Here is a 22,385-nt window from a genome sequence, read left to right on the forward strand (position 1 = left end):
GAATGCTATGAAACAAACACTGTCGCGAACTTTAAACCGTTCTGTTATTGCGGTTGCTTTAGCTTGTACTTTAAGCGCTTGCCAAGTAACAAATATTGATGCTGATCAGCAATTTACTCAAGTAGCCGAAAATATTGTTAATTACCGCCAAAGCATCAGCCCATATGGTAAAGAAAATGGCGTTGATGGTTATTTATTAGAAAATCTATCGGCTGAATTTTTAGAACAAAAATATAAGAAGAATACTGAGTTACTTGCCGAGCTAGACGCTATCGACCGTGATAAGTTATCGGAAGAAAATCGCATTAACCTGACTATTTTGCGTGGCCAAGTGCAAAATAGTGTCGATGAATATGTGTTTAATGCGCACTATATGCCGCTGACATCTGAGTATGGCTTCCATTCTAGCCTATCATTTATGATATCAAGCTCAGATTACACAAAACCAGAAGATTACCAGCTATATCTTGCTAAATTACAGCAAATTCCTCGCTATTTTTCGCAAAATATCGGCTGGATGCGAAAAGGTCTTGAAGTGGGTCTAACCCAACCAAAGGCTGTTTTAGAAGGCTATCAAGACTCAATCACGGCTTATATTGTTGATGATGCGACACAGTCTGAATTTTACAAACCATTTTTAAATAACACGGCAGGTTTAAGTGATAGCGAGTTTGCAGCGCTACAAAAGCAAGCGCAAACCATTATCAAAGAACAAGTTATTCCGGCATATCAAGGTTACTTAACTTTCTTTAACAATGAGTATCAACCGGGTGCACGTACAGATATTGGTATTTCAAGTACGCCGAATGGCAAAGCGTTTTACGAAAATCGCGCTAAGTACTACACCACCACAGATATGACGCCAAAAGAAATCCATGAGCTGGGTTTACAAGAAGTTGCGCGTATTCGTGCAGAAATGGAAAAAATTATTGAGAAAGTAGGCTTTGAAGGCTCGTTTGCTGATTTTGTGCACTTTTTACGTACTGATCCGCAATTTTACGCAAAAACACCTAAAGATTTGCTAAAAGAAGCGTCTTACATCGCCAAGAAAATGGATGCGCAGTTACCTAAGTTATTCCACACCTTGCCAAGAATGCCGTACGGTGTTGCGCCAGTGCCAGAGAGTATTGCCCCTAAATATACAACCGGCCGTTACTCAGGTTCTCGCCGTGATGACCAAGCAGGTTATTACTGGGTTAATACCTATGCGCTAGATAAGCGCCCGTTGTATGTTCTTGAAGCATTAACTTTGCACGAAGCTGTACCAGGGCATCATTTACAAATCTCGCTAAATGCAGAACTTGAGTCATTACCAAGCTATCGCCGTAATGCATATTTGTCGGCATTTGGTGAAGGTTGGGGCTTATATTCGGAGTTTTTAGGTATCGAAGCGGGCTTTTATCAAGACCCATACAGTGATTTTGGTCGTTTGACTTATGAAATGTGGCGTGCAGCACGTTTAGTGGTTGATACAGGTATGCATATGTATGGCTGGAGCCGCGAACGCGCAATGAAGTTTATGAGCGAAAACACAGCGCTATCATTACATAACGTGAAGACCGAAACCGACCGTTATATTTCATGGCCTGCACAAGCGTTGTCATACAAAATTGGTGAGCTAACAATTAAACGTTTACGCCACGAAGCTGAGCAAGCACTTGGTCAAGATTTCGATATTCGCGAATTCCACCATCAAATATTACGTCATGGCTCAGTGCCAATGTCAGTGCTTGAAGAGCAAATTCAACTTTATATTAAAGCTGAATTAGCCAAACGAGCAGCATAGCGGCATAAAATAAACGAAAAGGCGTGACTTACATCACGCCTTTTTTGTTTATTGCACGTAATATAAACACCTTATATGCTTTGAAGGATGTCATTTCGCAAAGGGGCCTTGGATGAGTGATTTTATAATTTTTAGTATCGATGTTTTTGCCAGCTTGTTTATTTTTGCACTCGGCATAGGCTTGCTGGTGATTGTGTGCTTTTACATTAGTGATGTGACGCAATCTAAGCAGGCGATTCGCCGTAATTACCCAGTGATCGGCCGCTTTCGTTATTTTTTTGAACGCCAAGGTGAATTCTTCCGACAATACTTTTTTGCTATGGATAGGGAAGAGCTACCATTTAACCGTGCTGAGCGAAGCTGGGTTTACCGCGCTGCGAAAAATGTTGACCGCACTACGGCCTTTGGTTCAACCCAAAGCCTTGAAGCAACGGGCACTGTGATGTTTATGAACTGTGCGTTTCCAACCTTAGATGAAGATGCACTCGACCCGAGCGAAGTTACGTTAGGGCCTTATTGCCAAGCTCCTTATACAACAAGCTCGTTATTTAATATTTCTGGCATGAGCTTTGGTGCCTTATCTAAGCCTGCGGTGCGCGCACTATCGCGAGGTGCAAAGTTAGCAGGCTGTTGGATGAATACCGGTGAAGGAGGGCTCAGCCCTTACCACCTTGAAGGTGGCGCTGATATTGTGTTTCAGATTGGCACGGCTAAATATGGTGTACGAGATGAGCACGGTAAATTAAGCACCGAAAAACTCAAAGCAATTGCTGAGCACGAACAAGTTAAAATGTTCGAAATTAAAATGAGTCAAGGTGCTAAACCCGGTAAAGGGGGTATGTTACCAGGGCGCAAAGTGACTGCTGAAATTGCAAAAATTCGGGGTATTCCTGAAGGGCATGACTCTATTAGTCCAAATGGTCATCCAGAGATTAAATGCCCAGCAGATTTACTCGATATGATTGAAACGGTACGCAGTACCACAGGTAAACCAACCGGTTTTAAAGCGGTGATTGGTGAATATACTTGGCTCGAAAGTTTGTTCAGTGAAATTAATAATCGTGGTATTGAATCAGCCCCTGATTTTATCACTATTGATAGTGCCGACGGTGGAACGGGCGCTGCCCCTCAACCCTTGATGGATTCAGTTGGTTTACCGCTACGAGAGAGCCTGCCTTTGGTTGTTGATCTGCTAAAAAAACATGGTCTCAGAGAACGAGTGAAAGTGATTGCATCAGGTAAGCTAATCGTACCGTCAAAAGTGGCTTGGGCACTTGCATTGGGTGCTGATTTTATTGTGTCGGCGCGTGGTCATATGTTTTCGCTTGGTTGTATTCAGGCTCTACAATGTAATAAAGATACCTGCCCGACCGGTATTACGACTCATAATGAACGCTTACAGCGAGGCCTCGATGTGACCGATAAGGCACAACGTGTCGCCAATTATAATAAGTTTATTCATTATGGTGCAGGGCTGATTGCTCATTCATGTGGTGTATCAAGTGCCCGCGAGTTAGCTCGCCAGCATGTACGAGTGGTACAAGAAAATGGTTTATCAGAGCCGCTCGATAAAATGTATGAGCACTACAATAAATAATTTAGTTGAATAATTAAAAGGCGCATTAAGCGCCTTTTTACTTTTTGATTATTAGTTTAATAAACTGATTAACAAAGAAAAGAACTCATCTTTATTGTTACAGCTTGTGGCATTGAGCATCAGTTGCTCACCGAGTACAAGCGTTTGTTGTTGTACTGCTAAACGAGCTTGTGCATCTTCAATACCGTCTATATCTGCAACATGGGCTAAACCAATAGTACGGCGAATAAGTTCAGCGCCACAGTAGCCAATCGCATCACGCAATACGTGTTGTAAGTAATCTTCGCTAAAGGCGCGGTTTGCAAAGCTAATATCAGTTGCTTCGCTGCTTGCTAGGTTTAACCAATGTTGCTCAAATTGGCTATAACAGTCTTGTAAGCAGGTTAATAAATGGGTTTGATACTGGCGGCGTTTTGCTTGCTCTGTGATACGGGCGTTTTGGGCACAGTAATTTAGTAGCAAGTTACCCATAAATGAGCCGATATCAAAGCCAACAGGGCCAAAAAAGCCAAACTCTGGGTCGATCATTTTAGTTGTTTTGCTATCAACAAAAATGCTGCCACTGTGCATATCGCCATGCAATAAAGTTTGTGGGCACGATAAAAATTTAGCTTTTAATTTGGCCGCTGCCAGTTTTAAACCGTCATTATTTCGAATACTTTCGACGTGCTCATTAAGCTCAGTTGGGAAATTATTGCGCTCATGCTCAATGTACGGATCAGTAAAGAATAAGTCTTCTGTGATCTTACATAAATCAGGATTAATAAATTGACTGACTTTGGCTTTTTTATCTTCAGCAGATAAGTAAAAGTCTGAGTTATAAAAGCCTGTTCGGCTTAAATAGAGCGCAACATGACTTGCCAATAATGGAAATTGCTCTGCGTTGATTTGTGCGCCACGTAAAATTTGTAACTCACCTAAATCTTCTAACACGGTTAATGCCAGCTCTACATTGTGATGCAATATCGCCACGGTATGCTCTGGGCATAACTTACCATGATTAATCAATACTTCGGCTTCGATTCTGGCGCGGTCTAACGATAATGGCCATGACTCACCTACGCAGCGGGCATAAGGGAGTGCTTGCTTTAGAATTACACTGTTGTTGTGCTGATCAGCAACCCGAAAAACTAAGTTTAAGTTTCCGTCTCCAAACTCGTATGCAGTCAGTGTTGCATCCGCAGGGAAGACTGAAATTAGTTCACTTTTAACAAGTTCTTTAATGTAATCAACAGCATGCTCTGCATTAAAGGCAGTGTATTTAGCCATGGCTCTATCTCGTAATACAATTAACTTCGAGCATTCTATACCTGTAACCGTTTAGATGTCCATACATCTAGCTTGTTAGTTATCAAAACTGATGTAAAATAACTATTCACTTAAATTAGTTATTCATTAGTTATTCGGATTCAGTATGCAAGATCTCATCGCCAGCAGTATTAAATATCAGCAAGGTACGCTAACCGTGCTTGATCAGTATTTGTTGCCACATCAACAGCATTGGCATGTATGTAACGATGTTGAAACGATGAAAGATTTGATTCTGACTTTGAAAATCCGGGGCGCACCTTTAATCGGCTTAGGTGCGAGCTTATTGGTTGCACACTTAGCTGAGCAAGGCATGAGTCAATCAGCACTTGCTATTGCCATTGATGAACTAGAAGCAACCCGCCCAACAGCGGTAAACCTTATGCACTGCATGGCCAAGTTACGTGCAGCGCTTGCAGAGACTGATTATGTTGTTGCTGTTGTTTCTACTGCTGAGCAGTTATTTAAAGAAGATATTGCCCTTTGCGATAGCATGGCAGAACGTGGTGCTGCCTTGGTTGATAAAGGCGATAACATTTTAACCCATTGTAATACCGGTGCTTTAGCGACTGCGGGCGTAGGCACTGCATTAGGTGTGATTTATAAAGCGCAGCAACGCCATAGTGATATTCATGTTTGGGTTGATGAAACAAGGCCGTTACTGCAAGGCGGCCGCTTAACGGCTTTTGAGCTTGAGCGCTGGCAAATTCCTTATACCCTGATTTGCGATAACATGGCGGCCAGTTTAATGGCTGCGGGCAAAGTAGATAAAATCTTTGTAGGTGCAGACCGTATTGCTGCAAACGGTGACTTTGCCAATAAGGTAGGCACATATAACCTTGCAGTGTTAGCGCGTTTTCATAACATTCCATTTTATGTCGTTGCGCCACTTACTACACTTGATACACAAACGGTGTGTGGTTCAGATATCGAAATTGAGCAACGCAGCCCTAATGAAGTGCGCGGTGTTAGTGGTAGTTTTGGTGAAGCAATGTGGGCACCGACTAACGCAAAGGTTTATAACCCAGCATTTGATGTTACACCGGCGAGCCTAGTCACAGGCTGGGTGCTCGATAGCGGAGTTTATAACCAATCCGATATCGAGCAAGGTATTCTAAAGCAGTTAAAGTCGTAAATTACTCAGCACTTTTTTTAGTGTAGAGCTCAATGCTATTTTGATTGTTGGCAGTTAAGAAGGTCACTGCCAGCTTGTCGTTTTTAGCATTAAGGCGCGATATATAGTGAGAAGGCTTCATTTGAAGTACTGACTCAACGCCCTGCATTTTGGCTAAATTAATGCTGAAAACTTCAGTATCAGTGGCGATATACAAGCTATGTAGGTTACTTGCCATCGACACTATAGAAGGCTTTAACTCAGTTAGTTTGTCTGGTGTAGTCAGCTCACTATAGGTATTGTTATCGCTGTCTAAAAGCAGGTATTTATCGTATTTAGAATGCACAATCAGCTGTGTATCGTCATACCATGCAATAGCTAGGGGTGTATCTATAGTGCTTTTGATCACTTCATCGCTGTTGGTGTGAAGAATCATTATTTGATTTAGCTGATTGCTAAGATCGGTATATAGCACGGCAATCTTGTTACCTCTTATAGCTGCCAGCTTGGTACTACCTGGAAGTGTCCAGTGCTTAATTTCTGAGAAATCAGCAGCATTTAATAATGTTAATTGCTGATTGGTTTTATTAAAGCTAACAAGTCGGCTACTGTCACTATTTGCTGCAATTACTGAACTATCTTCACCAATTTTGCCAGTGATATTTATGTATTGGTTTGCTTTTCTGAGCCAGTGTTGTCGTTCTGAAAACTCAAAGTCAGAGAAGTACACATCATTATTGGCTAATGCGACTAAGTCGTCTTCATGCTTATTCGCTGTGGCGATGTAACTCATTGTTTTTGAATTAAGGTCAAAGACTGCGGCATCTTTATCGTGAAGGTCAGTACTGATCAACACACTTTCTTTGCTTAAAGGGTAAGCATAATTTGCTCGTTTTACTGGCGCTTTTATAGCGGGTTGTCGACTCATACTATCAAAAGAGAATGATTCAATAGTTGAGGTGCCGCGGCTATACCAAATTAGTGAGTTGGTCTGCTCATCATATGTGGCTACCCATGCACGGTAATCGTTGGTAGTTAAAAGCTTTAGCGAGCTGCCATCTAAATTCGCCATGTATATCTCTACTTGGCCAACATTATGGCGCTCAAAGATGATGCGGCTCGGGTTTTTTATAGTTGTTAAAATAAAGTCCCCAGTGCCAGTGATATTGGGTGTGCTGATGCGAATTTCTTCACCGGTTTTTAAATCTTGTGCATATAAAGCATATAAATGAGTTAAGCCACGGTAATTATTACGCCTTGAAATTGCGACATCACCCACTTCAATGTACTGACTTGGCTGAGAATTAAGCAAAGATTGGTTGATACGTGGCTTTATTAACGCTTCACTTGATAACAGGTTGCTTGCTTGCCAAGTGATGCAATCGCTGTAGTCTTTGTTTTCACAAGAGCCGTAAAATAATCGCTCTCCATCCTCAGACCAACCCTGTAAAAAGATATTGCCAGAGGCAATCACGTATTCCTTTTTAGTGGTTAGATCGACGACAAAAAGACTTTGACCATCATTTTCTAGAATATAAGCAAGCTTAGTTTTGTCATGGCTTAGCATTAAACGATAGTGAGAGCCTTTATGCCATGAAATGGTTTCAGCTTGCAGGTCTAAAAATGGCGCCTCGTTTTGTACTTCATCATTTGCTTTAGGCTGTTGTGAAAATAACCAAATAGCAGTAATCAATAAACCAAGCACTAACGCTGCAAAAGGCCATGGCCAGCGTGAAGAATTCGCTTTTTGTTCATTAATGGCCGTAGGTTTAACTTGAGTATCAGCGTCTTTATCTACTGTTATTACATTTTCTGTTTTTAGCGGCTCTGTACTCACAGCGTGATCAAGAGGCTTAACTTCAATAAAGAGGCTATAACCTTTGCGATAATGGGTTTTAATGGTTTGCCCGGGCTGTTTTTCTGATTTAAGAACTTTTCTTAGTTCAGAGATGGCACGGTTAATGGCATTGTCATCAACAAAGCTTTGTTGCCAAATATTTTCAACCAGCTCTTGGCGAGTGATAATGCGATCATTATGCTCAATAAAGAAACACAGTAATTTAAATAATAAAGGTTCTAGTTCACGCTTATGAGTGCCATCGCTGATGGTTTGCTGCTGAGTGTTAAGTTGCCACTCACCCACATAAATAACGGTATCGCGTAAGGGTGAAAATGCCGACCCCATGTTTAGTCCTTTAACTAAAAATTTATACCAATGCACTTAAATAAGCGATTTAGTATTAGTAATAATCTTGATGGGGAGGATAATAGCAGCTTTTGTTCTTAATTTGGGTCTTTTTGTTTTATATTTGTAAATTAAAGGCTGTTTTTTGCAACATATAGCCAAGCTTGGTTGTTACATTGGAATGTTTCTGCAATTCGCTGATAATCATCTACTTCGTAAGCATCTGCCTGAGCAAGCTCTTGTTCGGTGATTAAATAAATAGTGCCATTAACAATATCACTTTGTTTGCTTGTTTTGATTAAAGCCGGGTGAAAACGTTGACCACTACTTTTAAGTACGGCTTCGTCGGTGATCTCGACTTCACCAATGACATACCCAGTTAGCGTAGCTGGTTGACCTTCGAGCAAACGCCCGAAGGTATCAAGCTGAACCTGCGGGTACTGTAAGGTACCGTACGAGAATAGTTTTTCCATGTTAGTCCAGCAGTGGGAAGTTGGTAGCAATGGTTGACTCAGTGCTTTTAGCGACCCAACCTTCGGTATTATTGAATAAGCGAATTGCAGTGAATTCAGGGTCGCTGCCCATATCAAACCAATGTGGTGTGAGTTCTGGTACTGAAATTAGGTCGCCTTGTTGGCAAAGCACTTGATACACTTTATCGCCTAAGTGTAAGCAGAATAAGCCTTGGCCTTTCACAAAAAAACGAACTTCATCTTCGCTATGTGTATGTTCAAACAAGAACTTACTGCGTAGTTCGCTGGCATTTGGATTACCCTTAGTAAGCGAAATAACATCCACTGTTTGATAGCCCCCTTCAGCTTTTAAGCGCTCTATATCTTTAGCATAAGCAGTTAAAATTGCGTCATGACTGGTCTCTTGGTCAATCTGTGCTGTTGCTTGCCACTGCTCAAAGCGAACGCCAACTGTATTTAGTTCATTGGCAATAACGCTTAAGTCTTCACTATGAAACAGTATGTCGTTTGCGTTGTTATCGTTATAAATAGTTAGTTGGCTCATGCTAACAGCTCCGCGCTAAATTCCGAAAAGTCGTTGATATATGGGTGAGCATCACTTACCGCTTGGCCATCGCGAACAAGGTGCAAAGTTCCAAGACCAGTAGCTTTGGCAGCATCAAGCTCTGCTACCACATCGCTTAAGAACAATACTTCGGCAGCGTCAAATGGTAGCTCGGCAATAATATTCTCATAAGAGCTTTGCTGTTGTTTCGCACCGACTTTAGTGTCGAAGTAATCACTAAATAAAGGTCTAACATCACCGTAGTCAGAAAACTCAAAAATCAGGTGTTGGGCTTTTACTGAGCCTGAAGAGTAGACATATAAACTTTTACCAGCTTGTTTTTGGGCTTGTAAAAAGTCATAAGCATCTGGGTAAAGGTGGCCAGTAAAATCACCACTTTCGTAGCCTGTTTGCCAAATTAAGCCTTGTAACTGCTTAAGCGGGGTAATTTTTTGATCTGTTTCAATCCAATGAATTAAATGGCTAATAACCGTGTCGATATCGGCTTCGGGTTGTTCAATATGTGCTTTAACGGCCTCAATTTGGGCTGCTACTTCTGGGTCTGTTTGATGTGATTTTACAAACTCAGGTAATTGCCCTGCCGCGTAAGGAAATAATACGTCTTTAACAAATGAGATGCGGGTAATAGTGCCTTCAATATCAGTTAAAATTGCTTTGATCATGGTTGAACTCCAGCTTGAATACCTTCTAGTTTTAGGCGCTCAAGCTCACAGCTAAATAGAAACTCTAATCCTTCTAAATGGCGAAGTACTTCTTTGATATCTCGACCAACGACATATAAACCATGGCCACGAATTAATACAGCATGCTCAATAGGCGTGTGAAGGTGATGATCACTGACTAGTAAGCTTAAACGGTCAATGTCTTGGTCATTATCAAAAATAGGAATAGTTAAGGTATCTAAGTGCGATTTGACACCGCTTAAAGATTTTTGCATTTCGTAGCCATGTAAATTGATAGCATGACCTTTGATCACCCGAGATAACACGGTTGCCGCAACAGAATGAGTGTGCAAAACAAATTTAGCTGATGGGATCAGCTTATACATATTTAAATGTAGCTCAGTTTCAGCTGATGGATTGCCAGAACCTTTAGTACGATTGCCTTCATGATCAAATTCAATAAATGCATGAGTGCCGAGTTGACCTTTATCGAAACCACTTGCTGTGACGACATAACCGCTTGCTGTGCGGGCTGAAAAGTTACCACCAGTAGCAGGGACCCAGCCACGTTGGCTTACCCATTTACCAGCTTCAATTAGTTCTGAAATAGCGGTATTGTTATGCATATATTCCTCGACATTCTAAAAGTTATTTAGACGGCTATACATCTGTTTTAAGCAATGATAGCATCGCTTCGGGCGCAAAACCATCTTTAAGGAACCTCTGTGTTTGAAAGTAAATTGCCGAATTTAGGCACCAGTATTTTTAGTCAAATGACCGCTTTAGCAAATAAGCACCAAGCGCTTAATTTATCTCAGGGTTTTCCTGAATTTGATGCGCCAGAATTACTAAAAAAACAGCTCAATCATTATGTACTTGAGGGGGTAAATCAATATGCGCCTTCAAGTGGGGTTGCAAAGCTACAACAGCAAATAGCGGCTTTGATAGCTAGAAAATACCATAACAACATAAATTACGAGCAACAAGTTACTGTCACTTCGGGGGCAACAGAGGCATTATTCGTAGCAATTCAAGCGCTTGTTAAAGAGGGTGATGAAGTTGTGGTATTTGACCCCGCGTATGACTCGTATCAACCGGCAATTGAACTTGCTGGCGGTCGCTCAGTTCATGTTGCTTTGCATGCGCCAGATTATAAAATCGATTGGCAAGCTGTAGCTGATGTTATTACAGACAAAACACGTGTCATCATCATCAACACGCCACATAACCCAAGCGGTAAAATCTTTAAAACAGAAGATATTAATGCCCTTAAAGCGCTTGTTACTAAGCATGATTTATATGTCATTAGTGATGAAGTGTATGAGCACATCACCTTTGATGGCGCTTTGCATTTAAGTGCGCTGACCGATTCTGAGTTATTTGCACGTAGCTTTGTGATCTCAAGTTTTGGCAAAACCTTTCACAGCACCGGCTGGAAGATGGGTTATTGCATTGCACCTGCACAGTTGATGGTGGAGTTTCGTAAAATTCACCAATATGTGACCTTTTCAAGCTTTACGCCTGCCCAGCATGCACTAGCCGATATGCTCGAGTTAGAGCCAGAACATGTTGATGAACTTAGTTGTTTTTATCAACAAAAACGCGACTTGCTCAGCGAAGCACTAGCGCAAAGCCGTTTTAAAATATTACCAAGTGAAGGCACCTACTTTTTGCTACTCGATTATAGTGATGTGTCTGATCTTGATGATGTTGAGTTTTGCCAATGGCTGGTTGAGCAAGCGGGTGTTGCAGCTGTACCACTCAGTGTGTTTTATAACAGTACAAGCAGCGATAAAGTGATTCGTTTATGCTTTGCAAAAAATGATGACACATTAAAACGTGCCGCGGAGATTTTATGCCAACTTTAACCTTAGCTTTAGTGCAGTCATCACTGCATTGGCTTGATAAAAGCGCCAACCTTGCGAACTTTACAGAGCAGCTTAACAGTTTTAACGAGCAGGTTGATTTAATTGTCTTGCCAGAAACATTTGCCACGGGTTTTACGATTAATCTAGATTGCAGCGAACCAGAACAAGGCGAGGTACTTAGCTGGTTAAAAGCCACAGCTAAGCAAAAAAATGCTGTGGTTGCAGGCTCTGTTTTAGTTGCGAAAGGCGACAAAAAGGCTAATCGCTTTTATTGGGTTTGGCCAAATGGCGAAGTGAAGTATTACGACAAACGCCATTTATTCTGTTTAGGTAACGAAGGCAATTTCGTCGCAGCAGGCGAGCAGCGCGAGATATTCGCTATCAATGATTTTCGCATTTTGCCGCAAGTGTGTTACGACTTACGCTTTCCTGTATTTCAGCGTAATTGCAACGACTACGATGTGATGATCAACGTAGCTAATTGGCCAGCTGCTCGTCGCCATGTCTGGGATACTCTTCTAAAAGCACGCGCAATGGAAAACCTGTGTTATGTCGTGGGTGTGAATCGCATTGGTGCTGATGGTAATAATGTAGCCCACAGTGGTGGTACTGCCGTTTATGATTTTAAAGGCGACACCTTGGCTAAGCTTGAAGATGATCAATCGGGTATCATTATTCAGCGCTTAGAAAAATCACCGCTTGATGACTTTCGAAGAGCGTTTCCTGCTCACTTAGATGCTGATCAATTTCAGTTACTGTAATTGCTCGAAGCCGCATACTCAAAAATTTGTTAAACTCATGGTTGGATTATTTACTATAAGCAATCATGAGTCGCAAAATCACCCCCGTTATTCTTGCTGGTGGCATAGGTTCTCGTTTATGGCCTTTGTCGCGTAAAGCGATGCCTAAGCAGTTTTTATCTTTACTTAGCGAAAAATCACTCTTACAGAGCACGTTGTTACGAGTGGCTGACTCACGATTTAATGCGCCAATTTTAGTGTGTAATGAAGAGCATCGTTTTATTGCTAAAACGCAAATTGCAGAAATCACAGATAACTATACTTTATTGCTTGAGCCTGAAGGTAAAAATACCGCGCCAGCGATTGCCTTGGCCGCTGAATTTGCACTGCAAAATGGTCTAACCGACCCCTTACTAGTCATGCCTGCTGATCACCATATCAGTGATTTTGATAAGCTTATTGCCTGCTTAGATAATGCGATAGCGCTTTGTCAGCAGCAACAATTAGTAACCTTTGCCATTACTCCTACTGAGCCACATACCGGCTATGGTTATATTCGCCAAGGCGAGCAGTTAGCCCATGAAGGTTGTTTTAAGGTGGCTGAATTCAAAGAAAAACCAGCCCTACAATTAGCCGAAAAATACCTTGCCAGTGGTGAGTATGGCTGGAATAGCGGCATGTTTTTATTTTTACCAGATGTGTACTTGAGTGAGCTTAATCGTTTTGCCCCAAAGATTGCTAACAGTGTCGCAAAAGCGGCAAGTTTCACTGCAGATTTAGGTTTTCAAAGACCCGTTGCGGCTGAGCTCACAGCATGTCCTAGTGATTCTATTGATTATGCTATTTTGGAGCGTAGCGCTAACGTTGCTGTTATTCCTGTTGATTTAAATTGGAGCGATGTTGGCAGCTTTTCTGCACTGTCGAAAATCGCAGAAAAAGACCATCATGGTAACTATTTAGCCTCACAAGGGGTGAGTTTAGATAGCGAAAATAATCTACTTATCAGCGAAGCTGACCACACTATTGCGGCGCTCGGCGTGAGTAATCAGGCAATTATACATACTCATGATGCCACCTTAGTGGCAGACAAAAGTGCGCTCGATAAGCTCCCAGATTTACTTAAACAGCTTGCTGTTGTCGATAGCGATAAACTAACCCACCATCAAGCTGTATTCAGACCTTGGGGCAATTATCGAACTTTAATTGAAAGTACAGGCTTTAAAGTAAAGAAAATAATCGTAAACAGCGGTGCAAAACTCTCAACTCAACGCCATCAGCACCGTGCAGAGCATTGGGTTGTCGTATCTGGAGTGGCAAGTGTGCGAGTAGGCGATGACGAATTTGAATTAACAGCTGATCAATCTTGTTATATTGCGGCTAAGCAATTACACAGTCTTGCTAATCAACAAAACACGCCACTGATCGTTATCGAAGTACAAACCGGAGCGATACTTGATGAAACTGACATCGAGCGATTTGATGATAGGTATGGGAGGGAGTAGGTTGGTTTGAGCGGAGCGAAACCCAACGTAAGCGGAGCTATCAGCTTTCAGCCGTCAGACGTCAGATTAGATTGGTGGAGTCGTTTTGTGCGGTGTCTCACTCAGCATTCGCCCTGTTCACTCTTCGGGTAGGTTGGTTTGAGCGAAGCGAAACCCAACGTAAGCGGAGCTATCAGCTATCAGCTTTCAGACGTCAGTTGAGCGGTGGAGTTGTTGAGTGCAGTGTCTTACTCAGAAATAAAATACCGTAGGAGGCACTTTAGTGCCGAATTAGAACCATTCTCACAATTAGGCTTGACCTAGACTCTTTAAACTTTACTCTCGCTAACTCGCTAACTCAGTACCGACATAAAGCCTTATATTTTCAGCATTTGTGTACTGAGTGAATGCCATCGTATTCGCTGTGTTTATCAGTAATTGCTGCTGTTGTTTTTCTAGTTTTAGTTCTGCGCTAAGTAGCTCTTTGCGAATGGTGGGGTAGTCTGAAATCTCGTTTTGAATAGTTTTCAGGTAGGCGCGTGTGGCTCGTAGGGGCTTTAAAGCCTGTTGGTCAAATTCGGCAATGCACGACTCAAGCTCACTCAGTTGAGAGGGTGTTACAGCCAGCTCTAAAGAATCAAGATAATAAAGCAGCAGGCAAAGGTTCACATTTTTGCCTTGCAGGTCTTGATAGCTTTGTAGCTTGGTTTGCATGCCGTCTTTGCTGTAAAGCTTGCATGCAAACTGCCAAAACTGTTCGCTGTTAAGCGGTTTCATCGGCAAAGGCCTGCTCTTTTTCTTCAAGCTCTTCAAGTGCCATGAGTAGCTCTTCTTCAACGTCATTAAGCTTGGGTGTTAAGCTTGCTTGCTTAGCGAGTAGCTCTGTCAGTTTGGCTTTATTTTCATCACTGTATAAGTCATTGTCGGCAAGTGCGTTTTCGATTTCTCCAAGCTCTGTAGAGTACTTATCAAGTTGCTTTTCAAGCTTTTCGATTTGCTTTTTCAACGGCTGCACTGATTTTCTAAACTCAGCTTCTAAGCGCTTTTGCTCTTTGCGGTTAACGCTTGAATGGGCTTTAGGGGCATTGTCTTCAGGGCTTTTAGCAGCTTCTTTATTGGCATTGAGTAGCCATTGGTAATAGGCATCAAGGTCATAACCAAATTGTGTTACTTCGCCATTATCAACAAGGTAATACTCATCAGCGGTATTTTTTAGCATATGACGGTCGTGCGATACGGTAACCATAGCGCCTTCAAAGCCTTGCAGTGCCATTACTAAGGCATGACGCATTTCTAAATCTAGGTGGTTGGTTGGCTCATCCAGTAACAGTAGGTTTGGCTTTTGATATACCAGCATTGCTAGTACTAAACGGGCTTTTTCACCGCCAGAAAATGGCGCAACTGGCTCCAGTGCTTTATCGCCAAAGAACGCAAAGCCACCTAAAAAGTCACGCAGTGATTGCTCAGGAGCTTGCGGATTTAAACGTTGTAAATGGGTCACTGCACTGGCTTTTAAATCAAGTGACTCAAGCTGATGCTGCGCAAAGTAACCAATATTTAAGCCCTGATGCTGAAATACTTCACCTGCTTGGGGTTGTAAATCGCCAGCTAATAATTTAATCAGTGTTGATTTACCCGCACCATTTCGGCCAAGCAGCGCAATACGGCTACCCGGCACAAGGTTTAGCTTGATGCTGTGTAAAATGGTGGTGTCGCCATAGCCTGCTTTGGCTTGGTCGAGAGTCATTAACGGGTTTGGCAGCGCTGTTGGCTCGGCAAATTCAAAATCAAAGGGTGAGTCAACATGGGCTGGGGCGAGCTTTTCCATACGCTCTAAGGCTTTTACGCGGCTTTGTGCTTGCTTAGCCTTACTGGCTTTTGCTTTGAAGCGCGTAATGAATTTTTCTAGATGAGCAATTTGCTCTTGTTGCTTTTCGAACATCGCTTGTTGTTGTAATAAGCGCTCTGCTTTTTGGCGTTCGAATTGCGAGTAATTGCCTTTATAAACATTTATTTTTTGTGCGTCTATGTGCCAAATTTGGTCAACAACGGCATCTAAGAACTCTCGGTCATGGGAAATAAGCACTAGAGTGCCTGTGTAGGCACGTAAAAAGCGCTCTAACCAGTAAACAGCATCGAGATCTAAGTGGTTGGTTGGCTCATCCAGCAGTAATAAATCGGCATCACGAATGAGTGCTTGTGCTAAGTTTAAGCGCATACGCCAGCCACCAGAAAAGGCGCTTACTGGGTTGTCTATTTGCTCATTACTAAAACCTAAACCGTGTAATAGCTCACCTGCTTTTGCCTCAATGCTATAGCCTTGAATATGTTCTAGGCCAATATGTGCTTTTGCCTGCGCATCGCCGTCGTTATTTTGCTCAGCTTCGCGTAGTGCAATTCTTAGCGCGTAATATTCAGGGTGACCTTGTAATACATAATCTAGAGCGCTGATTTCGAGCGCGGGAGTTTCTTGCTTTACAGAGGCAATTGACCAGTCTTTAGGAATTTGGCATTCACCGGCATCGAGTTGCAATTCAGACTTTAATAGCGCGAACAGCGTTGATTTACCACAGCCATTAGCGCCAACAAGGCCGACTTTATGCTCTGGGAATAAGGTTGCAGAGGCCCCTTTTAGTAAGGCGTTACCACCACGTAGAAGTTCGATGTCTGAAATTTGGATCATGAATGTTTACTTGCACAGCACTGATTTAATTGTCGCTATCATAACACGGATCACATTAGCCTTCGCAATCGTATCAAACAGAGAATTATTAGGCTAAAATAGCCGCCTACATGCCACGGGAGATCATCTATGAGACAAAAGAAACGCTTTATTGCTGGCGCATCATGCCCTGAGTGTAAGGCCATGGATACCATGATGCTTTATAAAGAACATGATGTGGAAAAAGTGGAGTGCGTACAGTGTGGCCACAAAATGACGCAACCAGAGCAGGCAGTGCAAGCCTCAACACGCCAATTTGAGCAAGTGATTGGTGTATTTAAGCCGGGCGATTAATTCCCGGCTCTATCACTACCTAATGACTCTATCACTACCTAATTAATAGTGCGGCGGTGGCGGCTCTTGCATTTGTGACATTAAAGATGGCTGCTGCGCTTCTTTAATCTTTTCTGCAAGTAACTCTGTCTGGCGCTTCATTTTAGCCAGCTGCTGTTGGTGCGCTTTAAGCTCATCGTTTAATATTTCAATTGTTTCATCTTGAAAAGCGACTTTCGCTTCAAGTTCCATTAGACGATCTTCAATTGTATTCATTTGATTCTCTTAGATTAAAACTTTCAGCGAATCCGCTGGAGCTTTCGGTTAATAACGCTTGGTTGTTATCAGTAAACGCAACATCTAACACCACGGCTGATTTCGGGCGGCTTCCTTCTCGAGGAATCACTTGCCACGTTTGTAATTTTTTACCCGACTCTAGCTGCCATAAATCAACCAATCGATTGGGTGAACCGGTAGCAATTAAAGTCCCTTCATCGTTAAAACGGACGGCGGTAAAAATTTTCTGACGCGCAATATACGCCAGTTTGCTAACAAGATCACCTGTAGTCAGTTGCCATACATTTGCTTGCTTCATACTGTCTGCGGTAAATGCGTAACGACCTTGTGGATCAAGGGCGACTTGAGTAACGCGGCTAGGGTGATTAAAGCGGTGGATCACTTGCCCTGTGCGAGTATCCCAAAAGTAAGCAACATAATCATTTGAGCCGCTAATTGCGTAGTGACCGTTAGGTGAGAGATCAACAACATTGACTTTTTCTTGGTGGCCAAGGAACTCTATGCGCCTGCCACTCTCTAAGTCGAGGTAAACGACTACACCGTCGGCGCGGCCATATAACACACTGCGCCCTTGGTTACTTATGGCGATATCTCGAATTGTTGAGGCGTGTATTTTGTAATAACCTGTGTTGTTGCCCGTGGCAATGTCCCACACTGCAAAGGTGGACTTCTCAGCGGTAACTGCATGGCTATTGTCGTAAGAGATAGCAACAGTATGAACTAGGCTATCTTGATTTTGTTGTTGAAACCATTGGTATTTTAGCACCTGTTGTTGATTATCCCACAGTGCGACCCCATGGTGTATTGATGAGATTAAGCTGTATTTGCCATCTTGCGACAGCGCGGAGGCGAAGGCACCTTTAGCCGCATGCTCATAGCGTGCAGTTGATTGCTCATGTTGCTCAGAGCAGGCTACAACTAAGCAAAGGCTGAGCAGATACAAAAAAGTACGAAATATCGACATATTACGAGTATTTCCCCTTAACTCTTAGTGATTGAGAGGTTAGACTAGGTCTCGTTGAAGGCCTAGGTTGTTAGTCTAATCGCTGATCATGCATAGGCATGACGTTAGTTATTAGACAAGCAGCCTACCATGTAGGTCGTTAATCTTTAACTAGTAATAATACAATAATTGACAACTGCAAAGTGTGTCGGAGATATAAAATGAGAAAGACGATTAAATTGTCATTGATTGCAGCGTCAGTTTTAGCGCTTACAGCTTGTAATCAGGAAGCAAAAAAAGAACAGCAAGCTGAAGTTAAACTAGAGACTGAAGCTCAACAACAAGCATACGGTATTGGTGCATCTGTTGGTAATTTCTTAAACCAAGACCTTGCTGATAAAAAAGCGCTAGGTGTTGAATTAGACGAAGCACTTCTTAAGCGTGGTTTTGAAGACGCACTAGCGGGTAACGCTAAACTTGATGACGAAAAAATTCGTGAAGTGTTAACGGCGCTTGATCAAAGCATTCGCACTAAACAACAAGAAAAAGCGAAAGTAGAATCTGAAAAGAGCAAAGCTGAAGGCGAAAAATACCTAGCTGAAAACGCGAAAAAAGAAGGCGTTACAGTAACTGAGTCTGGCCTACAGTACGAAGTGATCACTGAAGGTGAAGGCGAAAAGCCAGTAGCAACTGACGTTGTTAAAGTACACTACAAAGGCACTTTATTAGACGGTACTGAGTTTGATAGCTCTTACTCACGTAACGAACCAACTACTTTCCCACTTAACCGTGTGATCCCAGGTTGGACTGAAGGTTTACAATTAATGCCAGTTGGCTCTAAGTACAAGTTCACTATTCCATCTGAACTTGCATACGGTGAGCGTGATCTTGGTAAGATCCCTGCAAACTCAACGCTTGTTTTCGAAGTAGAATTACTTGAAATCCAAAGCGATGACAAAGCTGTACCAGCTGAGTAATATTTAACTCAATAAAAAAGGGCTTTTTAGCCCTTTTTTTATGCGCAAATTTTTATTAACTAAATGCCGCTTCTTTCATTTTTAATGTGCCACTATCTGCATCAAGCTCAACCACGGTGCCAACAGGCAGGATAAATTGGCGCTTAATATGGCCTATCATAGCCCCACGATAAGCAGGAATTCCCAGCGGTTTTATATAATCTGCAAAAATATCATCAAGGGTTAAAGAGCCATAACCTCGGCCAGGCTTACAGTCATTACAATCGCCAAATACAAAGCCTGCAATCTTATCCAGTGCGCCCATAAGTTTTAGTGTGCTCATCATCCTGTCAATTCGATACGGCGCTTCGTCGATATCTTCTAAAAATAAAATTGCGCCATTAAAGTCAGGTAAATAATTCGAGCCTGCAAGGGCTGTCAGTACTGTTAAGTTGCCACCGATTAATCGTCCAGAGGCTTTACCTGGTGTAATCGTTTGGGTCAGGTACTGAGTGTTAACAAGCTCATCATCGGCTTTTGGTAAGTTTTGGAAATGCATCAATTTACGCGCTTCGAACATGCTCTTAAATTGCGCGACATGAAACGGGTTCCAGTCACTCGATGCATTTGGGCCATGAAAGCTGATTAAACCAGCCTGAGACAGTAATGCATTGTGAAGAGCGGTAATATCTGAATAGCCCATTAGAGGTTTTGGGTTGTTACGGATCATTGTGTAGTCGAGCAAAGGTAAAATACGGGCAGCGCCTGAACCGCCACGTAAACACAAAATGGCATCAACCTCTTTGTCGCTGAATAAACTATTTAAGTCGCCGGCTCGCATTGCATCAGTGCCAGCTAAATGCCCACGTCTTGCTAAAATGTTTGGTGCAAGCTTAGCCTTGTAGCCTAGTGCTTCTATAACGCCTTGTGCTAATAAAATATCAGCGTGCGCAGCAGTGGCAGCTGAAGGGCTACATATCCCAATTGTGCCGCCTGTAGGAAGAGCTTTTGGCTTAATTAATGTTTGGGTACTAGCATTCTGTGCCGCTATTAAGGGAGCTGATGTCAGACTTGTGCCAGCGGCAAGGATTGAAAGTGACTTTAAAAATGACCGTTTATTCATAGCGAGCCTCATGTTTTTATAGTATGAGTATCGCATTGAAGAAAATATTTCAAATATTTGTTACTAAATGGAATAGATGATTCTTTTTGGCAAGGCAGAAACACTTCAGCAGAGAGTGTTTCTCTGCTGTGCAACTAAGCTGTTAGCTGGTGTGATTAGAATATAAGTTGTCGATTAACTCATCTTCTAGCTCAAAGCGCAGTTCAAGTGCTTCGCCTAAGATTGATAGGTCTTTATCAAACTCATCAAGCAAGTCATCTTTGTCAACTTCTGCGTATTTGTCGTTAAAGTCGAGTGCTACATCTGTGGTTTCAGAAATGCGCGGGTATAAGGCATTCGCCAGCTTTTGGCTCTCAGGACCTTTTTCTTCACACGCCTTGGCAATGTCGTCGTAAATTTCGAAATGGCCAGCAGAAAGGTAATCCATCAGAATTTGGCAAAAGTTTTGAATTTGCAGCTGATCAGGAAGGGCGTGATCTTTCTTTTCGTACGGTGAAAAGCCTGCAATACGGCAGAACAACACAAGCAGCTCTTGACGTTCTGTGAGCCATTTGTCGATTACAGAGTGACTACCACCCCATTTTTGTTGAGCTTTTTCCAAACGCGTCAGCATATTTCATCTCCTCGCTGAGTAGGTTTTCCTTTGTATATATAAAAAGGAAATATGACACAAAGATCAACTAAATTCTTAGTGTCTAATTGCAACAGATTGTAAAAGTCATTCTAAAGACATACTTTTCAGCATTGAATAGGCCAAAAAATGACCTTGTTTTTAGAGTGGACTTTTTTTGCTCTCATTGCAGTGTATGGGAATTGATTCAAAACTACTAGTATTAATTTTGCAATTTTTATCTAAGCGGATGAGTTGTAATTTGCTGATTTAGAAAAGAAAAAACCACCAAAATTGGTGGTTTAATTCTTTTTCTAAGACTTGTTAAAACAAGCGTTCTTATTATTATGGGAAGATTGTTGTTCTTATTGTTATAAGATTTTTATTATTGTTTTTGTTAACGCGGGATAAGTTATACCAAGCTTTTTTGGATGTTGCAAATTTATTAATAGAAAGTTTTAAATTTATTTTGTTTTCGCTCAAAAAACGCACATTAGGCTTAGGCAGGCTTAAAAAACATGATCTATATCTAGCCTTGATTATCTATCCATAGTGAGACGCGCAATATGGTGATACAATCTGCTCAATTTCATTCAGTTCTAGGATTCTATACGCATGAGCGAATTAAAAAACGATCGTTATTTACGTGCACTACAAAAGCAACCTGTTGATGTCACACCGGTATGGATGATGCGCCAAGCTGGCCGTTATTTACCTGAATACCGTGCTACACGTGCCCAAGCAGGCGACTTTATGAGTTTATGTAAAAACGCTGAACTTGCTTGTGAAGTAACGTTACAGCCATTGCGTCGTTATCCGCTTGATGCTGCAATTCTATTCAGTGATATTTTAACTATTCCAGATGCTATGGGCTTAGGTCTTTACTTCGAAACAGGTGAAGGTCCGAAATTTGAACGTCCGATTTCTTCATTAGCAGATGTTAAAAAAATCCCAAATATCGATCCAACTGATGAACTTGGTTATGTGATGAATGCGGTAAGTACGATTCGTCGTGAATTAAAAGGTGAAGTACCGTTAATTGGTTTCTCTGGTTCACCTTGGACCCTTGCTACTTATATGGTTGAAGGTGGTAGCAGCAAAACATTCGGTAAAATCAAGAAAATGGCCTTCGCAGAGCCACAAACACTGCACCTATTACTTGATAAATTAGCTGACTCAGTAATCGACTATTTAAACGCGCAAGTTAAAGCGGGCGCGCAATCGTTAATGGTATTTGACTCATGGGGCGGTGTATTAAGCCCACGTGACTACAATGAGTTTTCATTACAATATATGCACAAGATTGTTGATGGCTTAATTCGCGAACATGATGGCCGTAAAGTACCAGTGACGTTATTTACTAAAAATGGTGGTCAGTGGATTGAAGCAATTGCAGCAACAGGCTGTGATGCAGTAGGTCTAGACTGGACTATTAACATCGGTGATGCAAAACGTCGTGTTGGAGATAAAGTAGCGCTGCAAGGCAACATGGACCCTGCAATGCTGCATGGCACGCCTGAGCGTATTCGCCAAGAAGTTGCCACTATCCTAGAAGACTTTGGTACAGGCTCTGGCCATGTATTCAACCTAGGTCACGGTATTACACCAGATGTAGACCCAGAAAACGCAGGTGTATTTATCAACGCTGTTCATGAATTCAGTGGTAAATACCACAAGTAAGC

21 protein-coding genes are annotated in these 22,385 nt (G+C 42.1%); 9 read left to right on the forward strand and 12 right to left on the reverse strand.

The genetic code is table 11. From position 1 onward, the window contains the following. Positions 1–7 precede the first annotated feature (7 nt). Both AUR67_RS16615 and AUR67_RS16620 read left to right on the forward strand, forming a co-directional pair. Positions 8–1,786, forward strand: a complete 1,779-nt coding sequence (locus tag AUR67_RS16615) for a DUF885 domain-containing protein (protein ID WP_058586105.1) — start codon at positions 8–10, stop codon at positions 1,784–1,786. A gap of 112 nt (positions 1,787–1,898) precedes the next feature. Next, complete coding sequence (locus AUR67_RS16620; protein ID WP_058586106.1) at positions 1,899–3,383, forward strand: FMN-binding glutamate synthase family protein; 1,485 nt, start codon at positions 1,899–1,901, stop codon at positions 3,381–3,383. Positions 3,384–3,434: 51 nt separating this feature from the next. Here AUR67_RS16620 and mtnK read toward each other — a convergent pair whose 3' ends face one another. After that, entirely contained in the window at positions 3,435–4,652 is a 1,218-nt protein-coding gene (mtnK, locus tag AUR67_RS16625) for an S-methyl-5-thioribose kinase (protein ID WP_058586107.1), read from the reverse strand. Positions 4,653–4,797: 145 nt separating this feature from the next. Here mtnK and mtnA point away from each other — a divergent pair, with 145 nt between their 5' ends. Then, entirely contained in the window at positions 4,798–5,826 is a 1,029-nt protein-coding gene (gene mtnA / locus AUR67_RS16630) for an S-methyl-5-thioribose-1-phosphate isomerase (RefSeq protein WP_058586108.1), read from the forward strand. Position 5,827: 1 nt separating this feature from the next. Here the strand turns inward: mtnA and AUR67_RS16635 are convergent, their stop codons facing one another. From AUR67_RS16635 to AUR67_RS16655, 5 genes are all read right to left on the reverse strand, one after another. After that, entirely contained in the window at positions 5,828–7,990 is a 2,163-nt protein-coding gene (locus AUR67_RS16635) for a winged helix-turn-helix domain-containing protein (protein WP_058586109.1), read from the reverse strand. 131 nt (positions 7,991–8,121) lie between these two features. After that, entirely contained in the window at positions 8,122–8,463 is a 342-nt protein-coding gene (locus AUR67_RS16640) for a gamma-glutamylcyclotransferase family protein (RefSeq protein WP_058586110.1), read from the reverse strand. A gap of 1 nt (position 8,464) precedes the next feature. Continuing rightward, positions 8,465–9,007: a 1,2-dihydroxy-3-keto-5-methylthiopentene dioxygenase gene (locus tag AUR67_RS16645; protein ID WP_058586111.1), complete on the reverse strand. Its 543-nt coding sequence runs from the start codon at positions 9,005–9,007 to the stop codon at positions 8,465–8,467. Further along, positions 9,004–9,690, reverse strand: a complete 687-nt coding sequence (gene mtnC, locus AUR67_RS16650) for an acireductone synthase (protein WP_058586112.1) — start codon at positions 9,688–9,690, stop codon at positions 9,004–9,006. The genes AUR67_RS16645 and mtnC overlap by 4 nt, the downstream gene beginning before the upstream one ends. Then, positions 9,687–10,316 (reverse strand): methylthioribulose 1-phosphate dehydratase, encoded by a 630-nt coding sequence (locus AUR67_RS16655; RefSeq protein WP_055020556.1) that lies wholly within the window; start codon positions 10,314–10,316, stop codon positions 9,687–9,689. Before AUR67_RS16655 ends, mtnC begins: the two co-directional genes overlap by 4 nt. A 99-nt stretch (positions 10,317–10,415) precedes the next feature. On the opposite strand from AUR67_RS16655, the gene AUR67_RS16660 reads away from it, so the two are divergent. The 3 genes from AUR67_RS16660 to AUR67_RS16670 all read left to right on the forward strand — a co-directional run bounded on the left by AUR67_RS16660 (position 10,416) and on the right by AUR67_RS16670 (position 13,800). Beyond that, complete coding sequence (locus tag AUR67_RS16660; protein WP_058586113.1) at positions 10,416–11,558, forward strand: methionine aminotransferase; 1,143 nt, start codon at positions 10,416–10,418, stop codon at positions 11,556–11,558. Then, positions 11,546–12,319 (forward strand): amidohydrolase, encoded by a 774-nt coding sequence (locus AUR67_RS16665; RefSeq protein ID WP_058586114.1) that lies wholly within the window; start codon positions 11,546–11,548, stop codon positions 12,317–12,319. Before AUR67_RS16660 ends, AUR67_RS16665 begins: the two co-directional genes overlap by 13 nt. Before the next feature lie 65 nt (positions 12,320–12,384). After that, positions 12,385–13,800: a mannose-1-phosphate guanylyltransferase/mannose-6-phosphate isomerase gene (locus tag AUR67_RS16670; RefSeq protein ID WP_201024599.1), complete on the forward strand. Its 1,416-nt coding sequence runs from the start codon at positions 12,385–12,387 to the stop codon at positions 13,798–13,800. 324 nt (positions 13,801–14,124) lie between these two features. On the opposite strand, the gene AUR67_RS16675 is transcribed toward AUR67_RS16670, so the two are convergent. Next, complete coding sequence (locus tag AUR67_RS16675; RefSeq protein ID WP_058586116.1) at positions 14,125–14,556, reverse strand: TIGR02444 family protein; 432 nt, start codon at positions 14,554–14,556, stop codon at positions 14,125–14,127. Further along, positions 14,543–16,462 carry an ATP-binding cassette domain-containing protein gene (locus AUR67_RS16680; protein WP_058586117.1) on the reverse strand — a complete coding sequence of 640 codons (1,920 nt, stop codon included), beginning with the start codon at positions 16,460–16,462 and terminating at the stop codon, positions 14,543–14,545. The genes AUR67_RS16675 and AUR67_RS16680 overlap by 14 nt, the downstream gene beginning before the upstream one ends. A 129-nt stretch (positions 16,463–16,591) precedes the next feature. Here AUR67_RS16680 and AUR67_RS16685 point away from each other — a divergent pair, with 129 nt between their 5' ends. After that, the gene (locus AUR67_RS16685; RefSeq protein WP_054562906.1) at positions 16,592–16,795 is read left to right on the forward strand and encodes a YheV family putative zinc ribbon protein; all 204 of its coding nucleotides are present in this window, start codon (positions 16,592–16,594) and stop codon (positions 16,793–16,795) included. Positions 16,796–16,837: 42 nt separating this feature from the next. On the opposite strand, the gene AUR67_RS16690 is transcribed toward AUR67_RS16685, so the two are convergent. Together AUR67_RS16690 and AUR67_RS16695 are read right to left on the reverse strand one after the other, a co-directional pair. Next, positions 16,838–17,050, reverse strand: a complete 213-nt coding sequence (locus tag AUR67_RS16690) for a SlyX family protein (protein WP_054554490.1) — start codon at positions 17,048–17,050, stop codon at positions 16,838–16,840. After that, on the reverse strand, positions 17,037–18,035 hold the full coding sequence (locus AUR67_RS16695; RefSeq protein WP_058586118.1) for a WD40 repeat domain-containing protein: 999 nt from the start codon (positions 18,033–18,035) through the stop codon (positions 17,037–17,039). Before AUR67_RS16695 ends, AUR67_RS16690 begins: the two co-directional genes overlap by 14 nt. Before the next feature lie 200 nt (positions 18,036–18,235). On the opposite strand from AUR67_RS16695, the gene fkpA reads away from it, so the two are divergent. Next, positions 18,236–18,991 carry an FKBP-type peptidyl-prolyl cis-trans isomerase gene (gene fkpA, locus AUR67_RS16700; protein WP_054562904.1) on the forward strand — a complete coding sequence of 252 codons (756 nt, stop codon included), beginning with the start codon at positions 18,236–18,238 and terminating at the stop codon, positions 18,989–18,991. Between the two features lie 55 nt (positions 18,992–19,046). On the opposite strand, the gene AUR67_RS16705 is transcribed toward fkpA, so the two are convergent. Together AUR67_RS16705 and AUR67_RS16710 are read right to left on the reverse strand one after the other, a co-directional pair. Continuing rightward, positions 19,047–20,093 (reverse strand): S66 peptidase family protein, encoded by a 1,047-nt coding sequence (locus tag AUR67_RS16705; protein WP_201024600.1) that lies wholly within the window; start codon positions 20,091–20,093, stop codon positions 19,047–19,049. Positions 20,094–20,235: 142 nt separating this feature from the next. Further along, positions 20,236–20,706 (reverse strand): Rsd/AlgQ family anti-sigma factor, encoded by a 471-nt coding sequence (locus tag AUR67_RS16710; protein WP_054562902.1) that lies wholly within the window; start codon positions 20,704–20,706, stop codon positions 20,236–20,238. 612 nt (positions 20,707–21,318) lie between these two features. Between AUR67_RS16710 and hemE the strand changes: the two genes are divergently transcribed. Then, entirely contained in the window at positions 21,319–22,383 is a 1,065-nt protein-coding gene (hemE, locus tag AUR67_RS16715; RefSeq protein WP_054562901.1) for a uroporphyrinogen decarboxylase, read from the forward strand. Positions 22,384–22,385 lie beyond the last annotated feature (2 nt).

The organism is Pseudoalteromonas sp. XI10 (genome assembly GCF_001469895.1).
Lineage (GTDB): Bacteria > Pseudomonadota > Gammaproteobacteria > Enterobacterales > Alteromonadaceae > Pseudoalteromonas.